An 18,666-nucleotide genomic window follows, 5' to 3' on the forward strand; every position below is an offset into this window, starting at 1 on the left:
GGAGTCTTCCATGACCGACAAACCCACCGAATCCGACCTGAACGCCCTGGACATCACCGATGCCGAGGCCGCCGAGATCAACTCGATCGCCCAGCCCCTGGTGCCCGATCCCGCGCCCGACGCCAACGACGACCTGATCCAGGTCGACGGCAACGCCGACGGCGTGGTCTTCGTCACCATCAACCGCCCGCACAAGAAGAATGCCTTCGACGCCGCGACCGTCGCGGCGCTCTATGAGACGTTCGAGACCCTGCACGGCGCCGACAATGTGCGCGTCGTCTTCATCCGCGGCGCAGGCGGCACCTTCAGCGCCGGCGGCGACCTGAACTGGATGCGCGACGCCATTGACTGGTCCGAGAGCGACAATCGCGAAGACGCGATGATGCTGGCCAAGATGCTCAAGGCCCTGCACGACATCCCGGCCCTGACGGTCGCCCTCGTCGAGGGCGCGGCCATGGGCGGCGGCGCCGGGATCGTCTGCGCCTGCGACATGGCTGTGGCGGTCGAGGGTTCGCGCTTCGCCTTCTCCGAGGTCAAGCTGGGCCTGATCCCCGGCACCATCGCCCCCTATGTGATCGAGGCCGTCGGCGCGCGTCGGGCCAAACAGCTGTTCCTGACGGCCAACATCTTCGACGCCGACTATGCGGCCCACGCCGGGATCATCGACATGGTCCTGCCCGAGGGCTCGATGGACGAGTTCGTCTCCTTCCTGACCGACAGCCTGACCCAGAACGCCCCCGGCGCCATGGGCGAGGCCAAGCGTCTGGTCCGCGACGTCGCAGGCCGTCACATCGACCACGGCCTGATGGAGGAGACCGCCAAACGCATCGCCCGCGCCCGCGTCTCGCCCGAGGGCCAGGAAGGCGTCCGCGCCTTCCTCGAAAAGCGCCCGGCCCGCTGGGCGGAATAGAGAGCGTCCATGTTCAAGTCCGTCCTGGTCGCCAATCGCGGCGAGATCGCCTGTCGCGTCTTCCGCACCGCCAAACGGATGGGGATCCGCACGATCGCCGTCTATTCCGAGGCCGACGCCCAGGCCCTGCATGTCCGTGAGGCCGATGAGGCCGTTCTGATCGGCCCGGCGCCGGCCCGCGAATCCTATCTGGTCGCGGAAAAGGTCCTGGCCGCCGCCAGGGCCACGGGCGCCGAGGCCATTCACCCCGGCTACGGATTCCTCTCGGAGAACGCCGAGTTCGCCGAGGCCGTCATGGCGGCCGGCATCATCTGGATCGGCGCCCCGCCGGCCTCGATCCGCGCCATGGGCCTCAAGGATGCGGCGAAAAAGCTGATGGTCGAGGCGGGCGTCCCCGTCACCCCCGGCTACATGGGCGAGGACCAGTCGCCCCCGCGCTTGAAAGCCGAGGCCGACGCCATCGGCTATCCGGTTCTGATCAAGGCGGTCGCCGGCGGCGGCGGCAAGGGCATGCGCCGCGTTGATGCCAGCGAGGCCTTCCTCGACGGCCTGGCCTCCTGCCAGCGCGAGGCGGCGTCCAGCTTCGGCGACGACCGGGTCCTGATCGAGAAATACATCCTGTCGCCCCGCCACATCGAGGTTCAGGTCTTCGGCGACAGCCACGGCGAGGTCGTCCACCTCTACGAACGCGACTGCTCCCTGCAACGTCGCCACCAGAAGGTCATCGAGGAGGCCCCCGCGCCTGGCATGGACGCCGCTACGCGCGAGGCCGTCACCTCGGCGGCCGTGAAGGCGGCCAAGGCCGTGAACTACATCGGCGCCGGCACCATCGAGTTCATCGCCGATGCCTCCGAAGGCCTCCGCGCCGACCGCATCTGGTTCATGGAGATGAACACCCGTCTCCAGGTCGAACACCCGGTCACCGAGGCCATCACCGGCGTCGACCTGGTCGAATGGCAGTTCCGCGCCGCCGCCGGCGAGCCCGTCCCGCTGAAACAGGCCGACATCCCCCTGAACGGCTGGGCCATGGAGGCCCGCCTCTACGCCGAGGACCCGGCCAACGGCTTCCTGCCCTCGATCGGTCGGCTCGAGCATTTCGTCCTGCCTGATGACATCCGCATCGACACCGGGGTGTTCGAGGGCGGCGAGGTCAGCCAGTTCTACGATCCCATGATCGCCAAGCTGATCGTGCATGAGACCAGCCGCGAGGCCGCCGCCGAAGCCCTCGCCGACGCCTGCGCCGGGGTTGAGGTCTGGCCGGTACGCACCAATGCCGGGTTCCTGGTTCGATGCCTGGAACACCCGCGCTTCGTGGCGGGGGATGTGGATACCGGGTTCATCGCGGCGGAAGAGGCAGATCTGATTTCCACTTCGCCGTCTTCGCGGACGGCCGCCGCAGCGCTCGCCACCGTAGGACTGCGTGCTGACGAAGCTCTGCGCTCCAATGAGCTGTCTCCGTGGACGGACGGCCTGTTTGCATTCCGGATGAATGCTCCCCCACGGACGCCCGTCGTGCTCTATCGCGACGGTTTCGCGGTCCGCGCGAACCTGTGGGGTGTTCATGGCGACGGTGCGCCGCGCCACTCTACGTTCGACGTCGAATTGGACGGCGAGACGTTCCAAGCGATCGGAACGCCCTCTTATGTCTTCATCGACAACGAGCAGACTTCGAGCGCACAGACCGGCGACGGGCGCGTTGTGGTCTTCGAGGATGGAGATGCATTCGAGTTTCTGCCGCGCCTGACCGGCGCGGCAAGCGGTCTCGCCTCCGACGGCTCCCTCCGCGCGCCCATCCCTGGCAAGATCGTCGCCACCCCTGCCAAGGCCGGCGACACAGTGACCAAGGGTCAGCCGATCATCGTGCTGGAGGCCATGAAGATGGAGCACGCCCTGACCGCGCCCTTCGACGGCGTCGTCGGCGAGATCGGCTTCGCGGTCGGCGATCAGGTGACGGCCGACGCGGTGCTCGCCAAGATCGAGGCGTCGGCATGAAACGTCTGGCCGTCATCGGGATGAGCCTGTGCCTTTCAGGCTTTGGAGCACCGGTCCAGGCCCAGATCGTTCCGCTGGGCGGCGAGGCGCTTGAGGATGTGCAATGCTTCTCCCTGTTCGCGATGATCGCAGGTCAGAGCGGCGCTGACGCGAATGCGGTGGTCGCGGGCGAGGTCGAAGCCTCGGCCCTGCTGGTCGGTATGACCGGCGGGATGATGTACCACCTGGGCCGGCTTCAGGGCCGTGAGCCCGATGTGGATTGGCTCGCGCGCATCGAGAGATACCTCAGGACAGTCGACATTGCTGATCTTGAGCAGAGTCGAACACGCTGTGCGAAATCCATGACCGATAACGGCGCCGCGCTCGTGGCGTGGGGCGAGCGACTGCAGAAGGAATAGCCGCGCTCGCCTGTATCGCTTCGGCGATGTATGCCCCGCCCATGCCTCTCCACATGATCAAGCTGTGCGTCGGCGTCGCCCACGTGGAAACACTGGAACGCCGCGCGGCCAAGGGCCAGTGGCTGACCGTCAACACCCGGATGACGCCGAAACGCGCCGCCGAACTCGAGGACGGCGGTTCCCTGTTCTGGGTGATGAAGGGCTCGGTCACCTGCCGCATGCCGATCCTCGACGTCTCGACCAAGGGCGAGGGCAAGGCGTCGATGTGCCTGATCAAGCTCTCGCCCGAGGTCATCCGCACCGCGCCCCAGGCCCGTCGCCCCTTCCAGGGCTGGCGCTATCTGGAGCCCAAGGACGCGCCGCCGGACCTGTCGTCCCTCGACGCCGGCGACATGCCGGAGGATCTGGCGAAACAACTGCGCGAGATGGGGGCGTGGTAGGGGCGAGGGAATAGGGACTAGGGACTAGGTGGCTGAAGCGGCTATAGCCACCGGCCCAATCGACCCGCTTGACCCTAATCCCTAGTCCCTAATCCCAAGTCCCTCCGACCATGCTCTCCCCCTCCACCCGTTCCGCCACCCGCGAACTTCTGACCCTGGCCTGGCCGGTGGTGCTGGCGCGCATCGGCATCATGACCATGGGGCTGACCGACGCCATCGTGGTCGGCAACTACGCCTCGCGGGAACTCGCCTTCCACTCCCTCGCCTGGGCGCCCCATTCGATCATCGTCGTCACGGCCGTGGGCCTGCTCTTCGGCGTCCAGGTCATGACCGCCCGGATGCTGGGCGAGGGGAGGCGGCTGGAGGTTGGCGCGGTCCTGCGGCGCGGCATCGTCTACGCGCTGCAACTCGGCATCGCCGCCTGCATCGCCCTGATCTTCGTCGGCCCCTGGCTGTTGCGACAGATGCACCTCGACACCGGCTTGGCCGAGGGCGCGGGACCGGCCCTGATTGTCCTGGCCCTGTCGATGCCCGCCTATCTGGTCTCCGTCGGGGCTCAGTTCTTCCTCGAAGCGCTCGGAAAGCCCAAGCCCGGCATGGTCGCCATGTGGGTCGCCAATGCGGTCAATCTGGCGCTCAACCTGCTGCTGGTCCCGGACATTCTGGGCATCGGCCTGCACGGCGCGACAGCCTCGTGCTGGGCCACCTTCGCGGCGCGCGCGGCCCTGGCGATATTCCTCGTCATCTACATCCTGCGCCTGCCGGAGGCGCGGGCTCTGGGCGTGTTCACCAGGCCCCGGCCCAATCCGGAGGCCGCCCGCGAGCAGCGCAAGATCGGCTATGGCGGCGGCTCCTCCTATTTCATCGAGGTCGCGGCCTTCGCCGCCATGACCTTCATCGCCGGCCAGATCGGCGCGAACGAGACCGCCGCCTGGGCCGTGGTGCTCAACATCTCGGCGGTCGTCTTCATGGTGCCCATGGGTCTCTCGTCCGCCACGGCGGTGCTGGTGGGCCGGGCCTACGGAGCCGGCGACAGCGCGGCCGTCCTGCGCGCCGGGCTGGTGGGGATCGGTGTTGTCACGGGCCTGACCCTGATCGTCGCCCTGCTGGTCTGGCCCAGCGCCCACCTGCTGGTCGGCGCCTACAACCGCGATCCGGCGCTGCTGGCCATCGCCGCGCCCGCCGTTGTGCTGGCGACGCTGTTCTTCGTGGCCGATGGCATCCAGGTCGTGGCGGCCCAGGCGAACCGGGCGGCCGGCGATGTCTGGTGGCCGACCATCATGCATTTCACGGCCTATGGCGGGATCATGATGCCGCTGGGCTGGTTCCTGGCCCACCGGATCGGCGTCGACGGCCTCGTCTGGGCCGTCATCATCGCCAGTCTGGCGTCCTCGACCCTGCTGACCGGCCGGTTCGTCCGGATCGCGCGGCGTGCCCGCCACGGTGGCTAGTGGTTCGTGACGGGTGGCTGGTGAGGCTTGCGGTAAGCCCCATCACTCGCCACTAACCACCCAGCCACCAGCCACCAGCCACCAGCCACGGAATCCATGTCCCGCATCCTGATCACCTCGGCGCTGCCGTACATCAACGGCATCAAGCATCTGGGGAATCTCGCGGGCTCCATGCTGCCGGCCGACGTCTTCGCCCGCTTCAAGCGCGCCCAGGGCCACGAGACCCTCTACATCTGCGCCACCGACGAACACGGCACTCCGGCTGAACTGGCCGCAGCCGCCGCCGGTCAGGACGTCCAGACCTATTGCGACGAACAGCATGAGATCCAGAAGGCGGCCGGTCAGGCCTTCGGCCTCAGCTACGACTGGTTCGGTCGCTCCTCGCGCGAGCCCAATCGTCGCCTGACCCAGCATTTCGCCAAGGTGCTGGAGGAGAACGGCCTGATTGAGGAACGCGTCGACCGGATGATCTATTCGATCGACGACGCCCGCTTCCTGCCCGACCGCTACGTCGAGGGAACCTGCCCCCACTGCGGCCACGTCGGCGCGCGTGGGGATCAATGCGACAACTGCGGCCGCCTGCTCGATCCGACCGACCTGATCGCCCCCTACTCGTCGGTCTCGGGCTCGACCAACCTCGAGGTCCGCGACACCCGCCACCTCTATCTGCTGCAGACGAAGATCGAGGGCCGCATCCGCGACTGGATCACCTCGAAGACCGACTGGCAGACCCTGGCCCGCTCCATCGCACTCAAGCATCTCGACGAAGGCCTGATCGACCGGGGCATCACCCGCGACCTCAAGTGGGGCGTGCCCGTGGTCGGTCCCGACGGCGGCTCGCGTCCCGGCATGGAGGGCAAGGTCTTCTACGTCTGGTTCGACGCCCCCATCGAATACATCGGCGCGACCGAAGAATGGGCGCAGGCGAACGGCACGACCTGGCGCGACTGGTGGCGCACGGACGAGGGCGCCGACGACGTCCGCTACGTCCAGTTCATGGGCAAGGACAACGTCGCCTTCCACACCGTCAGCTTCCCCGCGACCATCCTTGGCTCCGGCGAGCCGTGGAAGACGGTCGACACGCTCAAGGCCTTCAACTGGCTGAACTGGTACGGCGGCAAGTTCTCGACGTCGCAGAAGCGCGGCGTCTTCATGGATCAGGCGCTGGAAATCCTGCCCGCCGACTACTGGCGCTGGCATCTGACCGCCTATGGGCCGGAAGGGTCGGACGCCGCCTTCACCTGGGAGCAGTTCCAGTCGACGACGAACAAGGACCTGGCCGACGTGCTGGGCAATTTCGTCAACCGCATCGTCAAGTTCGCCGAGTCGAAGTTCGACGGCGTCGTCCCCGACGGCGGCGAACCCGGCCCGCTGGAACAGAAGCTCGAAGCCGACATCCGCGCCGGCATCGCCGAGGCGACCGAGGCCTTCGAGGCGATGGAGTTCCGCAAGGCCTGCCAGGCCCTGCGCGCCGTCTGGGTGCTGGGCAACGAATACCTTCAGGAGGCCGCCCCCTGGACCGCCTTCAAGACCGATGTCGATCGCGCCGCCGTCGGCGTCCGCACCGGCCTGAACCTCGTCGCCCTGTTCGCTCGCATCGCCGCGCCGGTCATGCCGTTCTCGGCGGAGAAGATCGCCGCCGCCGTAGGCGAGACCGATCTCAGCTGGCCCCCCATCGACGCCGCCCTGCTGGACCAGCTCCCGCGCGGCCAGACCGTCGCCGCCGCCGAGGTCCTGTTCAGGAAGATCGAGGACGTTCAGGTCACCGAGTGGAGCGAGCGGTTCGGAGGGGCCCAGTGAGACCCGCGCTGGCGGATCATTCGCCGGCGACCCTTTCGGCGGTGCGTGCGCGCCTCGCCGCCACCGGCCGCGCCCAACTGCACGACCTGCTGACCGACGTCTACGCCGACCACCTCCGCGCCGAGGCGGCCCACCCCGACTTCAACGTCGTCACCCGCCGCTCGACCGGCCACGTCGATCTGCCGGGCGCCTGGCTGCACTCGCTCGAGCCGCAGCAGCGTCAGGCGCTGGGGCAGGCGGTTCAGGCCGCTGCGACCGACGACTTCCAGTATCTGTTCGACAACCACCCGATCTACGACATGGCCGAAGCCGGGACCGCCGAGCCGGTCTGGGCCGATCTCGTCGCCTTCCTGAACGGCGAGGCCTTCCTCGGCCTCATGCGACAGGCGACGGGAGAGCCCCGCATTGCCATGGCCGACGCCCAGCTGACCCGCTTCCGCAAGGGTCACTTCCTCACCGAGCACGATGACACCGCCGACGGCAAGAATCGCCTCTATGCCTGGGTCCTCGGCCTGACGCCCGGCTGGCGGATCGACTGGGGCGGCCTTCTGGCCTTCCACGACGCAGAGGGCAATGTCGGCGAGGCCTTCACCCCGCGCTTCAACACCCTGAACCTGCTCAAGGTCCCCGCGCCCCATTCGGTGACCCAGGTCGCCCTGTCCGCCGGCGCCGACCGCGTGTCGATCACCGGCTGGCTGCGCGGCGTCTGACTACTCCACCAGGCTCATCGGCACGCCGTACTCCTCAGGCCAGCCGTAGTGGTACATGTCTGTAGGGCCGACCACGAAATCGACCAACCGCCAGTGGCCGCCCGTGCGTTGCAGAAGGGCATAGGTCCCAGGCCCGTCGAACATGCCTTCCTCCAGCTGTTCGGCGTAGGAGGTGCGCGAGAAATCGATGGGGCGTCCGTTCGGCTGCTGGATGCTGCCGGCGTAGAAGGCCCAGTCGCCCTGGATCCTCAGCGTGTCGACCATGAACTGAACCGGCTGGCCCACGCGTGCCTGGATGCCGGGCCGGATGGTGTCCAGCAGGACGCCGCGCTGCGGATCGCCGACAGGGACGTTGCGCATCGCGCCCTGAGCAATCGGCGCGGGCGCCGCGGGCGGCGCGGGCTCAGCGGCAGAGGCCAGCGGGCCGGCCAGAAGCAGGGACAACAGAACGAGGCTCATCGCACACACCTTGAGGCTGGCGACGGCCGGACCCATTCCGCTGATCGTCGCCTCGCGACCCTAGGGCCGGCGTCGTGGTCGGGGAAGCCGCACCCCCGGCCGCGTCAGGCCCCGTCAGGCTTGGCGATCGCCGTCTGCGCCAGACAGATCGTCAGCTTCTCGCCCACCTCGGGCCGGCAGGACTTCCGGACCTCTTCCGCCGAGATATCGAGGAAGGCCGGCGCCGACGCGTTGTGCGATTCCACCGCCAGGGCCCGGACCACGGTCGAGCGATAGCCGTCCCAGATCATGTGCACCGCCACGTAGAGGACGATGACCAGACCGACGTAGCCGATCCACCGGTACTTGCTCAGCAGCTTGGCGATATAGGTCGCTGCGACGCCCATCAGGCCGATCGACAGCACCAGACCGAAGACCATGATCCACGGGTGATCGTGCGCCGCGCCGGCCACGGCCAGCACATTGTCCAGCGACATGGTGACGTCGGCGATCAGGATCTGCACCAGGGCCGCGCCGAAGGTCTTGCGCTTCAGCCCCATTTCCTCGGGCGAGGGCCCCTTGCCGTGCTCGATGGCGATGGCCAGCTCGAGTTCCGCCTGGGCCTCGGCCTGATCGTGGGTCGCGGCCTCCTGCAGCTCGCGCCACATCTTCCAGCACACCCACAGCAGCAGCACCCCGCCCGCGATCAGCAGGCCGATGATGGCCAGCAACTGGACCGTTACCAGGGCGAAGACGATCCGCAGCACGACGGCGGCGGCCAGACCGATCAGGATGGCCTTGCGACGCAGCTCCTGCGGCAGGGCGGCCGCGGCCAGGCCCACGGCCACGGCGTTGTCGCCGGCCAGGACCAGATCGATGGCCAGAACCTTGCCCAGGGCGGACAGCTGGCTGGCGAATTCGGGAGAGCTGAGGAATTCCATGAGGCGCTGTTAGGGCAGGGGGTTGGGGTTAATCAAGCGACCGTTGCTTCCTGGACGCTTCATAAAGGGCCACGGCGGCGGCGTTGGAGACGTTCAGGCTCTCGAATCCCCCCGGCATGGGGATCTTGGCCAGCACGTCGCAGTGTTCCGCGACCAGCCGGCGGATACCGTCGCCCTCGGATCCCATGACCAGAACGGTCGGCCGGTGATCCAGCGCGGTTTCCAGCAGTTCCTCCGACGACCCGTCCAGTCCGACGGCCCGCCAGCCCAGATCGGCCAGCCGCTCCAGCGCCCGCGACAGGTTCGTCACCCGCGCGCAGGGCAGGCGTTCCGTCGCCCCCGCCGCCGCCTTGGCCAGGGCGCCGGCCAGCACCGGGGAGTGCCGGTCCTGCACGATGATTCCCTTCGCCCCGAACGCGAGCGCCGACCGGAAGATGGCGCCGACGTTCTGGGGATCGGTCAGCTGATCGAGCATGACGATGATTCCCTCGGCCGGATCGGCGAAGTCCTCCAGCGCCACGCCTTCCAGCGGCTGGACCTTGAACGCCAGCCCCTGGTGCACGGCTCCGGCGGGCAGCATCCGCTCCAGCGCCGGCCCGTCGATCACCTCGACCCTGTGGCCGTTGGGAATGCCCTCGCGTTCCAGTTCGGCGGCGCGATCGGCGGTCGCCAGCAGGCGGCCCATGCCCTTGCGCGCCGGGTTCTCCAGCGCCGCCAGCACAGGATGGCGGCCCCAGACGAAGCCGTCGGCGTCGACCTTGCCCCGGCCGGCGCGCGGCGCGGCGGTGCTGAACCCCTTGGTCGGCGGATTGGGGTTCCAGCCGCCCCGGTCGGGACCGGCCTTGGGGGCGTCGAAAGCCCCGCCCTTACGGCTCCGCTCGCCCGAATTACCGGGCCCTTTTTTGCCCGATTTCCGGTCGTTGCGTTCTGGATTTCTCGACACTATAAGACGCCCTCCGATTTGGAGCCCTAGGGCTTTCGGGTCTGGCGCTCCCTCTATCTCAGGCGTGTCCCGACCTTGAAGCCTTTTGTTCCGACGCCGGTCGAAAGATCGGTCAGGGACGGTTTCGGACGGATCGATAAGGCGCGTTGGGGGAATGTCCCGAGCGGCAAAGGGGGGGGACTGTAAATCCCCTGCGTAAGCTTCGCAGGTTCGAGTCCTGCTTCCCCCACCACGCGTTTTCGACCCGGACGAGACGGTTTCCGATGAGGATCAGCTGCGGAAGTTTCTTTGTGAAAACAAAGGACTGCCGTGGTTTCCGTGCGGGTATAGTATAATGGTAATACAGCAGCCTTCCAAGCTGAATATGTCGGTTCGATTCCGTCTACCCGCTCCAGGTTTTTGATAGCACCCAGCGCCCCTCAACCCGGGCCATCAGGAGTTTGGCCATGGCCAAGGAAAAGTTCGAACGTAACAAGCCGCACTGCAACATCGGCACCATCGGTCACGTCGACCATGGCAAGACGACGCTGACGGCCGCCATCACGATGACGCTGGCCAAGGCCGGCGGCGCCAAGGCCATGGCCTATGCCGACATCGACGCCGCGCCGGAAGAAAAGGCCCGCGGCATCACGATCAACACGGCTCACGTCGAGTATGAGACGGCCAACCGTCACTATGCCCACGTCGACTGCCCCGGCCACGCCGACTATGTGAAGAACATGATCACCGGCGCCGCCCAGATGGACGGCGCGATCCTGGTCGTGTCGGCCGCCGACGGCCCGATGCCCCAGACCCGCGAGCACATCCTGCTGGCCCGTCAGGTCGGCGTGCCCGCCCTGGTCGTGTTCATGAACAAGGTCGACCTGGTCGACGACAAGGAGCTGCTGGAGCTCGTCGAGATGGAAGTGCGCGAGCTGCTTTCGTCCTACCAGTTCCCGGGCGACGACATTCCGATCACCATGGGTTCGGCCAAGGCCGCGACCGACGGCGTGAACCCGGAAATCGGCGAACAGCAAGTGCTGGCTCTGATGGAAACCGTCGACGCCTACATCCCGCAGCCGGAACGCCCGGTCGACCTGCCCTTCCTGATGCCGGTCGAAGACGTTTTCTCGATCTCGGGCCGCGGCACCGTGGTCACGGGTCGCGTCGAGCGCGGCATCGTCAAGGTCGGTGAGGAAGTCGAGATCGTCGGCATCCGTCCGGTCCAGAAGACGACCTGCACGGGCGTGGAAATGTTCCGCAAGCTGCTGGACCAGGGCCAGGCGGGCGACAACGTCGGCGTGCTGCTGCGCGGCACCAAGCGTGAAGACGTCGAGCGCGGTCAGGTTCTCTGCAAGCCGGGCTCGATCACCCCGCACACCAAGTTCCTCGCCGAAGCCTACATCCTGACCAAGGAAGAAGGCGGCCGTCACACGCCGTTCTTCACGAACTACCGCCCGCAGTTCTACTTCCGCACCACGGACGTGACCGGCATCGTTCACCTGAAGGAAGGCGTCGAGATGATCATGCCCGGCGACAACGCCGAGCTGAACGTCGAGCTGATCACGCCGATCGCCATGGAAGAGAAGCTCCGCTTCGCCATCCGTGAAGGCGGCCGCACCGTCGGCGCCGGCGTCGTCGCCAAGATCGTCGAGTAAGAAAAGACTGGTCCAACCGACCACTGAGTTGAAGAGGCCCTCCGGTGCGAACCGGGGGGCCTTTTCTTTGCCCTTCTCCCCTTGCGGGAGAAGGTGCCCCGCAGGGGCGGATGAGGGGCAGGCGTCAGCAGACAGAGCCTTCACCTGTTAGGCCCCATCCGGTGAAGCATACCCCTCATCCGTCAGCCTTCGGCTGCCACCTTCTCCCGCAAGGGGAGAAGGAAATCACACGATACCCATCAACACATCCCCCAATTTCTCCAATCCAAACAAGGCCCGGCTCTGATTAAGGCCTTTATACCCACCATCCCCCTGAAACCCCCTCACACTGTCCAATCCCTTTTGCGGAGGCGCGGACATGGATCAGAACACGACGAGCAGCGGCCGACAGACGGCGCCGCTGGACATCTGGCACACGGTGAAGGCGGACTATCTGGCGGGGATGTCGGGGCCGGACTGTTCCCGGCGGCACGGGGTGAGCCTGTCAGCCCTGCGCAGCCGGGCCGCTCGCGAGGGTTGGCGACGCTCGGACCAGCCCTGGATTCCGCCGCAGTCGCTCGATCCGCAGGACGAGGGCCGTCTTCTCGAAGAGCGGATCGGCGGCAACCTCGATCTGATCGAATGGGGTGAACTTTCGGGCGTCGCGGAGGGGCGGATGACGCGCGCCGTCCTGCGCGGAGACTCCGCCGAGTTCATGCGCTGGCACAAGGTCGCCGAGATCATCTCGGTCCGCGAAGCCGAGTTGCGCCGCTGGGCCGAGGAGGAAGAGGTCCGTAAATACCACATCCGCCAGCGCGCCTGGGATATCGCGGCCGAGGCGGCCGAAATGGACTCTGTGGACTATCTGGACTCTGAATTCGCGGAGAGTCTGGAGGAGCAGGGGCCGGTCGCCGGCTTCCGGATCACCCGGGACGGCGAACTGGTGCGGACGACGAAGCCTTCTCCTCCCCGTCCGAAGGATGGGGAGGTCGCCGCGAGCCATTCGCGAGCGGACGGAGGGGGCGACACGGTCTCGCCGGACGTGAGGCCGCCAGCCCTTACGTCAGATATTCTGTCGCCCCCTCCGTCACGGCGCGAAGCTGCGCCGCGCCACCTCCCCATTCGCCAGGAGGCGAACAGGGAGGAAACCGGACCGCCGTAAGGCCTATCCGTTCGGCTTGCCCGTCGCCGGGTCGGTCGCCGTCTCACCCGAGTTGCTCGATCCCTTCGAACCAACGGGCTCGGTCGCAGGGCGCGGCGGCTGGCCGTCGCCGGCGGGGCGCTGGTTCTCGTTCTCGGTCTGGCGCGGCGGACGGGCGGGGTCGGTCATGGTCAGGCTCCTGTTGCCACCCCAACGCTCCAGCCACGCCGCAGGCTCCCCAACCTTTCGTTCACCACGCCATTACACCGTCCCGAAACGGCCCGTCGGCTAGACCTGCGACAGGAACGCGCCTTGCTCGAAGGCGTGGGTCGGAGACCTGCATGCCCGGAACGCTACAGATCGAGGTCGTCAAGGCGGACCAGTTGACGGTTGCGGACCGGGTGTTGTGGCGCGCCATGGTCGACGCCAACCCCGATCTGGCCAGTCCCTACTTCCGCTGGGAGTTCACCGAAATCGCCGCCCGGATCAGCCCGGACGCAGCCGTGGCGATCTTCACCCAGGGTGGCCGCACCATCGGCTACTTCCCCCACCAGCGGCGTGGCTCGGCGATCCAGCCGCTCGGCGCGCCGATGAACGACTATCATGGCGTCATCGCCATGCCGGGCGAGGCGCCTTCGCTGTCGACCGTCGCGGCCCTGCTCGACGCGCCGCGTCTGAACGTCTCGGCCTGGGTCGGCCCGTCGGGCGCAGGCGAGCTGCGCGAGACCCTGATGACCGTCACGCCCGAGGAGGGGTTCGACGCCTGGTACGCCGAGCGCCGCCAGACCTGGGGCAAATACTTCAAGGACAAGGAGCGGGCCCGCCGCAGCCTGGAAACCGAACTCGGTCCGATCCGGGTCGAACGCGGCCTGAGGGATCCCGCCCTGCTGGATCAACTGATCGGGCTGAAGCGCGACCAGTATGCGCGGACGGGTCGCCACGACATCTTCGCCTGCGGCTGGACCCGCGACCTGCTCCACGCCCTGATGGCCTCGGACCACGAGGATTTCGGCGCCTCGATGGCCGTGCTGTGGGCCGGGGACAAGCTGACGGCGATCGAATATTCGCTGCACGCCGGCGACCGCTACCATTTCTGGTTCCCTGCCTATCAGCCCGAACTCGCGCGCTGCTCGCCCGGCATCCTGCTGACCATGGATACGATGCGGCTGGGCTGTGCGGCCGGCTTCCGCGTCTTCGACTTCGGTTTCGGCGGCGAGGGCTACAAGAAGTATTTCTGCAACGCGACCCAGACGGTCCGAGAGGCCGTGATCCTCAAGCCGGGTGTCGGCGCGATGCTGTCGGACGCAGCCGTCGGCCTGCTGAACACGGCGGGCGGCAAGGGCGAGCGGCTTCGCACCAGCGTCCGTCGCCGATGGGCCGCCATCGAGGCCTGTGAAATCACGCCCGCCAACCGCCTGATGGGCGCGGTCGCCGCCGCCGGTGCGGCCATGAAGAAGGTGAGCGGCGCTCGTCACGCCGCCTGATCGAGATGAGCATGACCCAGACAGCCACACCTGCAGACCTTGGCCGCCGCACCCGCTATCCCGGTCCGATCGATCAGGCGAAGAAGCACCCGCACGCCCTCGTCGACCAGGGCTTCGCGACCGACGAGGCCCTGGCGGAGATCCTGCACCGCTATCCGGCCGACCTCTTCGACATCAACCTGTACGACTACGACGACGACGGTCAGGTCTCCCTGAGGACCGGCGCACGCGGCGGCCTGTCCGGGGACCAGTTGCTGGCGGCGATCCAGGCGGGACGGCTGTGGGTCAACCTGCGTCAGGCGGAGGCGGGCTGTCCCGATCTGTGGACCGCCGCCATGGGCGAGTTCCGGAAGATCCAGGCCACCTATCCCGGCATGCGCGCCGTGACCAACGCCGGCCAACTGATCATCTCGTCGCCGGTGGCCAAGGTGCCCTACCATTTCGACGCCGCCGGGGTGATCCTGTTCCACCTGCGCGGTCGCAAGCGCCTCTTTATATACCCGGGTGACGAGACCCATCTGCCCGAGAAGGCGATGGAGCAGGTCGTGGCCCGCCAGACGACCGAGGAACTGCCCTACACCCGCGCCTTCGAGGCGGACGCACAGGTCATGGACCTCGAGCCGGGCGAGGCCCTGACCTGGCCGCTCTATGCCCCGCACCGGGTCGAGAACCTCGACAGGTTCTGCGTCTCCCTGTCGATGGATTTCCAGACCTGGCCCACGCGGTTCCGGAACGGCGCCATCTACACCAACGCCGTGATCCGCAGCCGGGGAGGGCGCCCGCGCTTCACCGACGGCATGTCGACGCCCGAACTCGCCGCCCGCTGGGCCGCCTCCCTCGCGCTGCGTCGCGTGGGCGGACTCAAGAGCCGGATCGAACATTTCGAACGCGATTTCACCCCTGAAGTGGGCGCGGCCGACGGGGCAGGGGCGCTGCAGACCTGAGACGAAGCCTTACGGGGAATTCACGCAAAGGCCGCTGTGGCCTGACAGAGGGGCGTTCGCAGGTCCCGCAGGTGAATTCGAGGTCATGACGTCGAGTTAAACTGACTTCCGTTCATCCTGCGGTCAGGTTCGTCTCAACTTCAGGAGAGGAACCCACGTCATGAAAGCCTTCGTCACCGCCGCATCCGTCGCCCTGCTGGCCGCCCTCGGCGCCGCAGCCCCCGCCTCGGCCAGGGACGGGGCGGAAGTGAGCGTCCGTCGCGCTGCTGCCCGTATGGTTGTCATCGTCGAAAACCGCACCGACGTGGCGGTGGAGATCGAAGACGGCTCGGCCGATCTGCCTCGCCCGTCCGTGACCCGCGTCGGTAACGAAATCCGCATCGACGGCGGCCTGGGTCGCAACCCGATTCGCAACTGCCATGGTGGCGCGGATAACGCCCGCCAGCCGGGGGAGGGCGCGTCCGTCGAACTACGCGGCCACGGTCGGGTCGAGCTTTCAGCCGCGCCCTTGATCGTGATCCGCACCCCGCCCCGCGTCGACGTCAATATAGAAGGCGACGCTGCAGTCTTCGGCTTTGTCGGGCGGGGCGCGACTTCCGTGGAACTGGGCAATGCCGGCTGCGGAGACTGGACCGTGGCCAACGTCGCAGGACCGCTGGAAGTCTCCCTCGTCGGATCGGGTTCGATCCGCGCCGGCAGCTCGGAATCGGTTTCCGCAAGCCTCGCCGGTTCGGGCGACATCCTCGTCGGCCCGACCAATAGTCTTGAGGCCAACATCGCGGGGTCCGGCGACGTGAGCGCCGCCACCGTGCATGGCTCGGTTGAGGCCAGTATCGCCGGCTCCGGAAACGTTCGGGTGCGCAGCGGCGACGTCGGGACGGTCGAAGCCAACATCGTGGGCTCCGGCGACGTCGAAATCGCCGGCCGCGCCGCCAGCGTCGAAGCCAGCGTCATGGGCTCTGGTGACGTGCGTGTCGCGGCCGTCCAGGGCTCGGTCTCCCAGTCCGTCATGGGCAGCGGGCGGGTGCGGATCGGCAACTGAGTCTCCTGAACTCGGTCTGCTGAAAAGGAGACGGCCCGGGGCGGTGGAACCCCTGGGCCGTCTCTACCTGTTCAGGGGCCAGAAAGCTTGGTCGACAAGGCTTCGCGCGCTTGACGAAAACGGAATCAATCGGCATAAGCGCCAACTCTTGTTGGACTGGCTGTGCGGGAAACCGCAGACGCAGTTCGCAGGAACGACCTAAGTACCTGTTCTTTGCAGCTTCTTGGGACTTCATGGCCTTCGCGGGGGACTGCGTGGGCCAATCGTTTTTGCGAAGTGCGTACCTGAAGGGTCTCGACCCTTGGGCTCCGGTCTTTGAAATGGTTCACAGGACGCAGGTTCGCCTGCTTGGGAAATACGACCGATATGGATCAAAGCATCCGCATCAGGCTCAAGGCCTTCGATCACCGCGTCCTCGACTTTTCGACGCGCGAAATCGTGAATACGGCCAAGCGCACGGGCGCCACAGTTCGTGGTCCGATCCCGCTGCCGACCCTGATCGAAAAGTTCACCGTGAACCGCTCGCCGCACGTCGACAAGAAGTCGCGCGAGCAGTTTGAAATCCGCACGCACAAGCGTGTCCTCGACATCGTCGACCCCACCCCGCAGACCGTGGACGCGCTCATGAAGCTCGACCTGTCCGCCGGCGTGGACGTCGAGATCAAGATTTAAAGAAACAAAGGCGGGATCCGATATGCGCACGGGCGTGATCGCCAAGAAGCTGGGCATGACCCGCGTGTTCGCCGAAGACGGCGCGCACGTTCCGGTCACTGTGCTTCAGCTCGACGACTGTCAGGTCGTCGGCCAACGCACTCAGGAGCGGGACGGCTACGTCGCCCTGCAGCTGGGCGCCGGGGCCAAGAAGGCAAAAAACACCAACAAGGCTCAACGCACGACCTTCGCCACGGCGGAAGTCGAGCCCAAGCACGTCGTCATGGAGTTCCGCGTGTCGGACGACGCCATGATCGACGTCGGAGCGACCCTGACGGCCGACCACTTCGTCGTCGGTCAGAAGGTCGACATCCAGGGCGAGACGATCGGCAAGGGCTTCCAGGGCGGTATGAAGCGCTGGAACTTCGGCGGTCTGCGCGCCACGCACGGCGTGTCGCTGTCGCACCGTTCGCTGGGCTCCACCGGTCAGCGTCAGGACCCGGGCAAGACGTTCAAGGGCAAGAAGATGGCCGGTCAGCTCGGTAACGAGACGATCACCACCCAGAACCTGACCATCGTCCGTGTCGACGCCGAGCGCGGCCTGATCCTGGTCAAGGGCGCTGTCCCCGGCCACGAGGGCTCGTGGGTCAAGGTCCGCGACGCGCACAAGAAGACGCACGCCGATCTGCCGTTCCCCGGCTCGTTCAAGACCAAGGGCGGCGCTGCAGCCGCTCCGGCCGAAACGCCTGCTGAAGAGCCGGCAGCGGTCGAAACCGTCGAAGGCGGTGAAGCATGAAACTTTCGAGCATCAACCTCGACGGCAAGGCCTTGGGCGACGTTGAACTGTCGGACGCCGTTTTCGGCATCACCGACATTCGCGGCGACCTTCTGGCCCGCTACGTCAACTGGCAGCTGGCCAAGCGCCGCGCCGGCACCCACAAGGTTCAAACCCGCAACGAGAACTCTCGTACGGGCAAGAAGATGTACAAGCAGAAGGGCACCGGCGGCGCTCGTCACGGGTCGCGTCGTGCGCCCCAGTTCGTCGGCGGTTCGCGCGCCTTCGGCCCGATCGTTCGCGATCACGGTTTTGACCTTCCCAAGAAGGTTCGCGCCCTGGCCCTGCGTCACGCCCTGTCCTCCAAGGCGAAGTCCGGCGACCTGGTCGTCGTCGACGCCCTGACTGTCAAGGACGCCAAGACCTCCGCTCTGCGCGAGACCTTCGGCAAGCTGGGCTGGACCCGCACGCTGATCATCGCCGGTCCGGAAGTCGACGCGAACTTCGCGCTGGCCTCGCGGAACATCCCGCAGATCCACGTGCTGCCGAACGCCGGCCTGAACGTCTATGACATCCTGCGCGCCGACAAGCTGGTGCTCTCGAAGGCCGCCGTCGAAGCCATCGAAGCCCGCTACGCCGACTTCAAGCCGTCGCGTCGCGAGCAAGCCGAGAAGGACGCCGCGTAATGGCTGCCCAACCCACCGCCAAACACTACGACACCATCCTGTCGCCGATCATCACCGAGAAGGCGACGATCCTGTCGGAGCAAAACAAGGTCGTGTTCCGCGTTGCCGGAACCTCGACCAAGGACGAGATCGCCGCTGCGGTCGAAAGCCTGTTCAAGGTCAACGTCCTGAAGGTCAACACCCTGGTTCAAAAGGGCAAGACCAAGCGCTTCCGCGGCATCATGGGCCGTCGGGTCGACATCAAAAAAGCGATCGTGACGCTGGCCGACGGCCAGTCGATCGACGTCACCACGGGGCTCTAATC

General features: G+C 66.9%; 20 protein-coding genes and 2 tRNA genes. 18 read left to right on the forward strand and 4 right to left on the reverse strand.

Annotation, left to right across the window (positions count from 1 at the left end):
* The first annotated feature begins 10 nt into the window (after positions 1-10).
* The 7 genes from ACQY68_RS08695 (at position 11) to ACQY68_RS08725 (ending at position 7,701) form a co-directional block, all read left to right on the forward strand.
* On the forward strand, positions 11-910 hold the full coding sequence (locus ACQY68_RS08695; protein WP_428148985.1) for an enoyl-CoA hydratase-related protein: 900 nt from the start codon (positions 11-13) through the stop codon (positions 908-910).
* 9 nt (positions 911-919) lie between these two features.
* Positions 920-2,902 carry a biotin carboxylase N-terminal domain-containing protein gene (locus tag ACQY68_RS08700; RefSeq protein ID WP_428148986.1) on the forward strand — a complete coding sequence of 661 codons (1,983 nt, stop codon included), beginning with the start codon at positions 920-922 and terminating at the stop codon, positions 2,900-2,902.
* Positions 2,899-3,300, forward strand: a complete 402-nt coding sequence (locus tag ACQY68_RS08705; RefSeq protein WP_428148987.1) for a hypothetical protein — start codon at positions 2,899-2,901, stop codon at positions 3,298-3,300. The genes ACQY68_RS08700 and ACQY68_RS08705 overlap by 4 nt, the downstream gene beginning before the upstream one ends.
* A 41-nt stretch (positions 3,301-3,341) precedes the next feature.
* Positions 3,342-3,740, forward strand: coding sequence for a DUF1489 domain-containing protein (locus tag ACQY68_RS08710; RefSeq protein ID WP_309627659.1), 399 nt, complete (start codon positions 3,342-3,344; stop codon positions 3,738-3,740).
* Between the two features lie 110 nt (positions 3,741-3,850).
* Entirely contained in the window at positions 3,851-5,191 is a 1,341-nt protein-coding gene (locus ACQY68_RS08715) for an MATE family efflux transporter (protein ID WP_428148988.1), read from the forward strand.
* Positions 5,192-5,287: 96 nt separating this feature from the next.
* On the forward strand, positions 5,288-6,991 hold the full coding sequence (metG, locus tag ACQY68_RS08720) for a methionine--tRNA ligase (RefSeq protein WP_428148990.1): 1,704 nt from the start codon (positions 5,288-5,290) through the stop codon (positions 6,989-6,991).
* A complete protein-coding gene (locus ACQY68_RS08725) occupies positions 6,988-7,701 on the forward strand; it encodes a 2OG-Fe(II) oxygenase (protein WP_428148991.1) in 714 nt (237 codons plus the stop codon). The genes metG and ACQY68_RS08725 overlap by 4 nt, the downstream gene beginning before the upstream one ends.
* Here ACQY68_RS08725 and ACQY68_RS08730 read toward each other — a convergent pair whose 3' ends face one another.
* The 3 genes from ACQY68_RS08730 to rlmB all read right to left on the reverse strand — a co-directional run bounded on the left by ACQY68_RS08730 (position 7,702) and on the right by rlmB (position 10,023).
* The gene (locus tag ACQY68_RS08730) at positions 7,702-8,196 is read right to left on the reverse strand and encodes a hypothetical protein (protein ID WP_428148992.1); all 495 of its coding nucleotides are present in this window, start codon (positions 8,194-8,196) and stop codon (positions 7,702-7,704) included.
* 68 nt (positions 8,197-8,264) lie between these two features.
* Complete coding sequence (locus ACQY68_RS08735; RefSeq protein ID WP_428148993.1) at positions 8,265-9,080, reverse strand: TerC family protein; 816 nt, start codon at positions 9,078-9,080, stop codon at positions 8,265-8,267.
* A 28-nt stretch (positions 9,081-9,108) separates the two neighbouring features.
* Positions 9,109-10,023, reverse strand: coding sequence for a 23S rRNA (guanosine(2251)-2'-O)-methyltransferase RlmB (rlmB, locus tag ACQY68_RS08740; RefSeq protein ID WP_428148994.1), 915 nt, complete (start codon positions 10,021-10,023; stop codon positions 9,109-9,111).
* 148 nt (positions 10,024-10,171) lie between these two features.
* On the opposite strand from rlmB, the gene ACQY68_RS08745 reads away from it, so the two are divergent.
* From ACQY68_RS08745 to ACQY68_RS08760, 4 genes are all read left to right on the forward strand, one after another.
* Positions 10,172-10,255 (forward strand) — tRNA-Tyr (locus tag ACQY68_RS08745).
* 88 nt (positions 10,256-10,343) lie between these two features.
* A tRNA-Gly gene (locus ACQY68_RS08750) sits at positions 10,344-10,417 on the forward strand.
* 52 nt (positions 10,418-10,469) lie between these two features.
* Positions 10,470-11,660 carry an elongation factor Tu gene (gene tuf, locus ACQY68_RS08755; RefSeq protein ID WP_428148995.1) on the forward strand — a complete coding sequence of 397 codons (1,191 nt, stop codon included), beginning with the start codon at positions 10,470-10,472 and terminating at the stop codon, positions 11,658-11,660.
* 358 nt (positions 11,661-12,018) lie between these two features.
* Positions 12,019-12,801 carry a hypothetical protein gene (locus ACQY68_RS08760; protein ID WP_428148996.1) on the forward strand — a complete coding sequence of 261 codons (783 nt, stop codon included), beginning with the start codon at positions 12,019-12,021 and terminating at the stop codon, positions 12,799-12,801.
* 3 nt (positions 12,802-12,804) lie between these two features.
* Here ACQY68_RS08760 and ACQY68_RS08765 read toward each other — a convergent pair whose 3' ends face one another.
* A complete protein-coding gene (locus tag ACQY68_RS08765) occupies positions 12,805-12,969 on the reverse strand; it encodes a hypothetical protein (protein ID WP_428148997.1) in 165 nt (54 codons plus the stop codon).
* A gap of 152 nt (positions 12,970-13,121) precedes the next feature.
* Here ACQY68_RS08765 and ACQY68_RS08770 point away from each other — a divergent pair, with 152 nt between their 5' ends.
* The 7 genes from ACQY68_RS08770 (at position 13,122) to ACQY68_RS08800 (ending at position 18,664) form a co-directional block, all read left to right on the forward strand.
* Entirely contained in the window at positions 13,122-14,264 is a 1,143-nt protein-coding gene (locus ACQY68_RS08770) for a GNAT family N-acetyltransferase (protein WP_428148998.1), read from the forward strand.
* A gap of 11 nt (positions 14,265-14,275) precedes the next feature.
* Positions 14,276-15,208, forward strand: a complete 933-nt coding sequence (locus ACQY68_RS08775) for a cupin-like domain-containing protein (protein WP_428148999.1) — start codon at positions 14,276-14,278, stop codon at positions 15,206-15,208.
* Positions 15,209-15,368: 160 nt separating this feature from the next.
* Positions 15,369-16,250, forward strand: coding sequence for a GIN domain-containing protein (locus tag ACQY68_RS08780; RefSeq protein WP_428149000.1), 882 nt, complete (start codon positions 15,369-15,371; stop codon positions 16,248-16,250).
* Between the two features lie 366 nt (positions 16,251-16,616).
* Complete coding sequence (rpsJ, locus tag ACQY68_RS08785; protein ID WP_003164367.1) at positions 16,617-16,922, forward strand: 30S ribosomal protein S10; 306 nt, start codon at positions 16,617-16,619, stop codon at positions 16,920-16,922.
* A 22-nt stretch (positions 16,923-16,944) separates the two neighbouring features.
* Positions 16,945-17,697 carry a 50S ribosomal protein L3 gene (gene rplC, locus ACQY68_RS08790; protein ID WP_428149001.1) on the forward strand — a complete coding sequence of 251 codons (753 nt, stop codon included), beginning with the start codon at positions 16,945-16,947 and terminating at the stop codon, positions 17,695-17,697.
* Positions 17,694-18,362 (forward strand): 50S ribosomal protein L4, encoded by a 669-nt coding sequence (gene rplD / locus ACQY68_RS08795; RefSeq protein WP_428149002.1) that lies wholly within the window; start codon positions 17,694-17,696, stop codon positions 18,360-18,362. Before rplC ends, rplD begins: the two co-directional genes overlap by 4 nt.
* Positions 18,362-18,664: a 50S ribosomal protein L23 gene (locus ACQY68_RS08800; protein WP_298158548.1), complete on the forward strand. Its 303-nt coding sequence runs from the start codon at positions 18,362-18,364 to the stop codon at positions 18,662-18,664. The genes rplD and ACQY68_RS08800 overlap by 1 nt, the downstream gene beginning before the upstream one ends.
* Positions 18,665-18,666: the final 2 nt, after the last annotated feature.

It is taken from the genome of Brevundimonas sp. (genome assembly GCF_965278935.1).
GTDB lineage: Bacteria > Pseudomonadota > Alphaproteobacteria > Caulobacterales > Caulobacteraceae > Brevundimonas.

Coding starts and splice junctions, on each gene's coding strand:
- ACQY68_RS08695 (WP_428148985.1), top strand. CDS start 11: ATGACCGACAAACCCACCGAATCCGACCTGAACGCCCTGGACATCACC.
- ACQY68_RS08700 (WP_428148986.1), top strand. CDS start 920: ATGTTCAAGTCCGTCCTGGTCGCCAATCGCGGCGAGATCGCCTGTCGC.
- ACQY68_RS08705 (WP_428148987.1), top strand. CDS start 2,899: ATGAAACGTCTGGCCGTCATCGGGATGAGCCTGTGCCTTTCAGGCTTT.
- ACQY68_RS08710 (WP_309627659.1), top strand. CDS start 3,342: ATGCCTCTCCACATGATCAAGCTGTGCGTCGGCGTCGCCCACGTGGAA.
- ACQY68_RS08715 (WP_428148988.1), top strand. CDS start 3,851: ATGCTCTCCCCCTCCACCCGTTCCGCCACCCGCGAACTTCTGACCCTG.
- metG (WP_428148990.1), top strand. CDS start 5,288: ATGTCCCGCATCCTGATCACCTCGGCGCTGCCGTACATCAACGGCATC.
- ACQY68_RS08730 (WP_428148992.1), bottom strand. CDS start 8,196: ATGGGTCCGGCCGTCGCCAGCCTCAAGGTGTGTGCGATGAGCCTCGTT.
- ACQY68_RS08735 (WP_428148993.1), bottom strand. CDS start 9,080: ATGGAATTCCTCAGCTCTCCCGAATTCGCCAGCCAGCTGTCCGCCCTG.
- tuf (WP_428148995.1), top strand. CDS start 10,470: ATGGCCAAGGAAAAGTTCGAACGTAACAAGCCGCACTGCAACATCGGC.
- ACQY68_RS08760 (WP_428148996.1), top strand. CDS start 12,019: ATGGATCAGAACACGACGAGCAGCGGCCGACAGACGGCGCCGCTGGAC.
- ACQY68_RS08765 (WP_428148997.1), bottom strand. CDS start 12,969: ATGACCGACCCCGCCCGTCCGCCGCGCCAGACCGAGAACGAGAACCAG.
- ACQY68_RS08770 (WP_428148998.1), top strand. CDS start 13,122: ATGCCCGGAACGCTACAGATCGAGGTCGTCAAGGCGGACCAGTTGACG.
- ACQY68_RS08775 (WP_428148999.1), top strand. CDS start 14,276: ATGACCCAGACAGCCACACCTGCAGACCTTGGCCGCCGCACCCGCTAT.
- ACQY68_RS08780 (WP_428149000.1), top strand. CDS start 15,369: ATGAAAGCCTTCGTCACCGCCGCATCCGTCGCCCTGCTGGCCGCCCTC.
- rpsJ (WP_003164367.1), top strand. CDS start 16,617: ATGGATCAAAGCATCCGCATCAGGCTCAAGGCCTTCGATCACCGCGTC.
- rplC (WP_428149001.1), top strand. CDS start 16,945: ATGCGCACGGGCGTGATCGCCAAGAAGCTGGGCATGACCCGCGTGTTC.
- rplD (WP_428149002.1), top strand. CDS start 17,694: ATGAAACTTTCGAGCATCAACCTCGACGGCAAGGCCTTGGGCGACGTT.
- ACQY68_RS08800 (WP_298158548.1), top strand. CDS start 18,362: ATGGCTGCCCAACCCACCGCCAAACACTACGACACCATCCTGTCGCCG.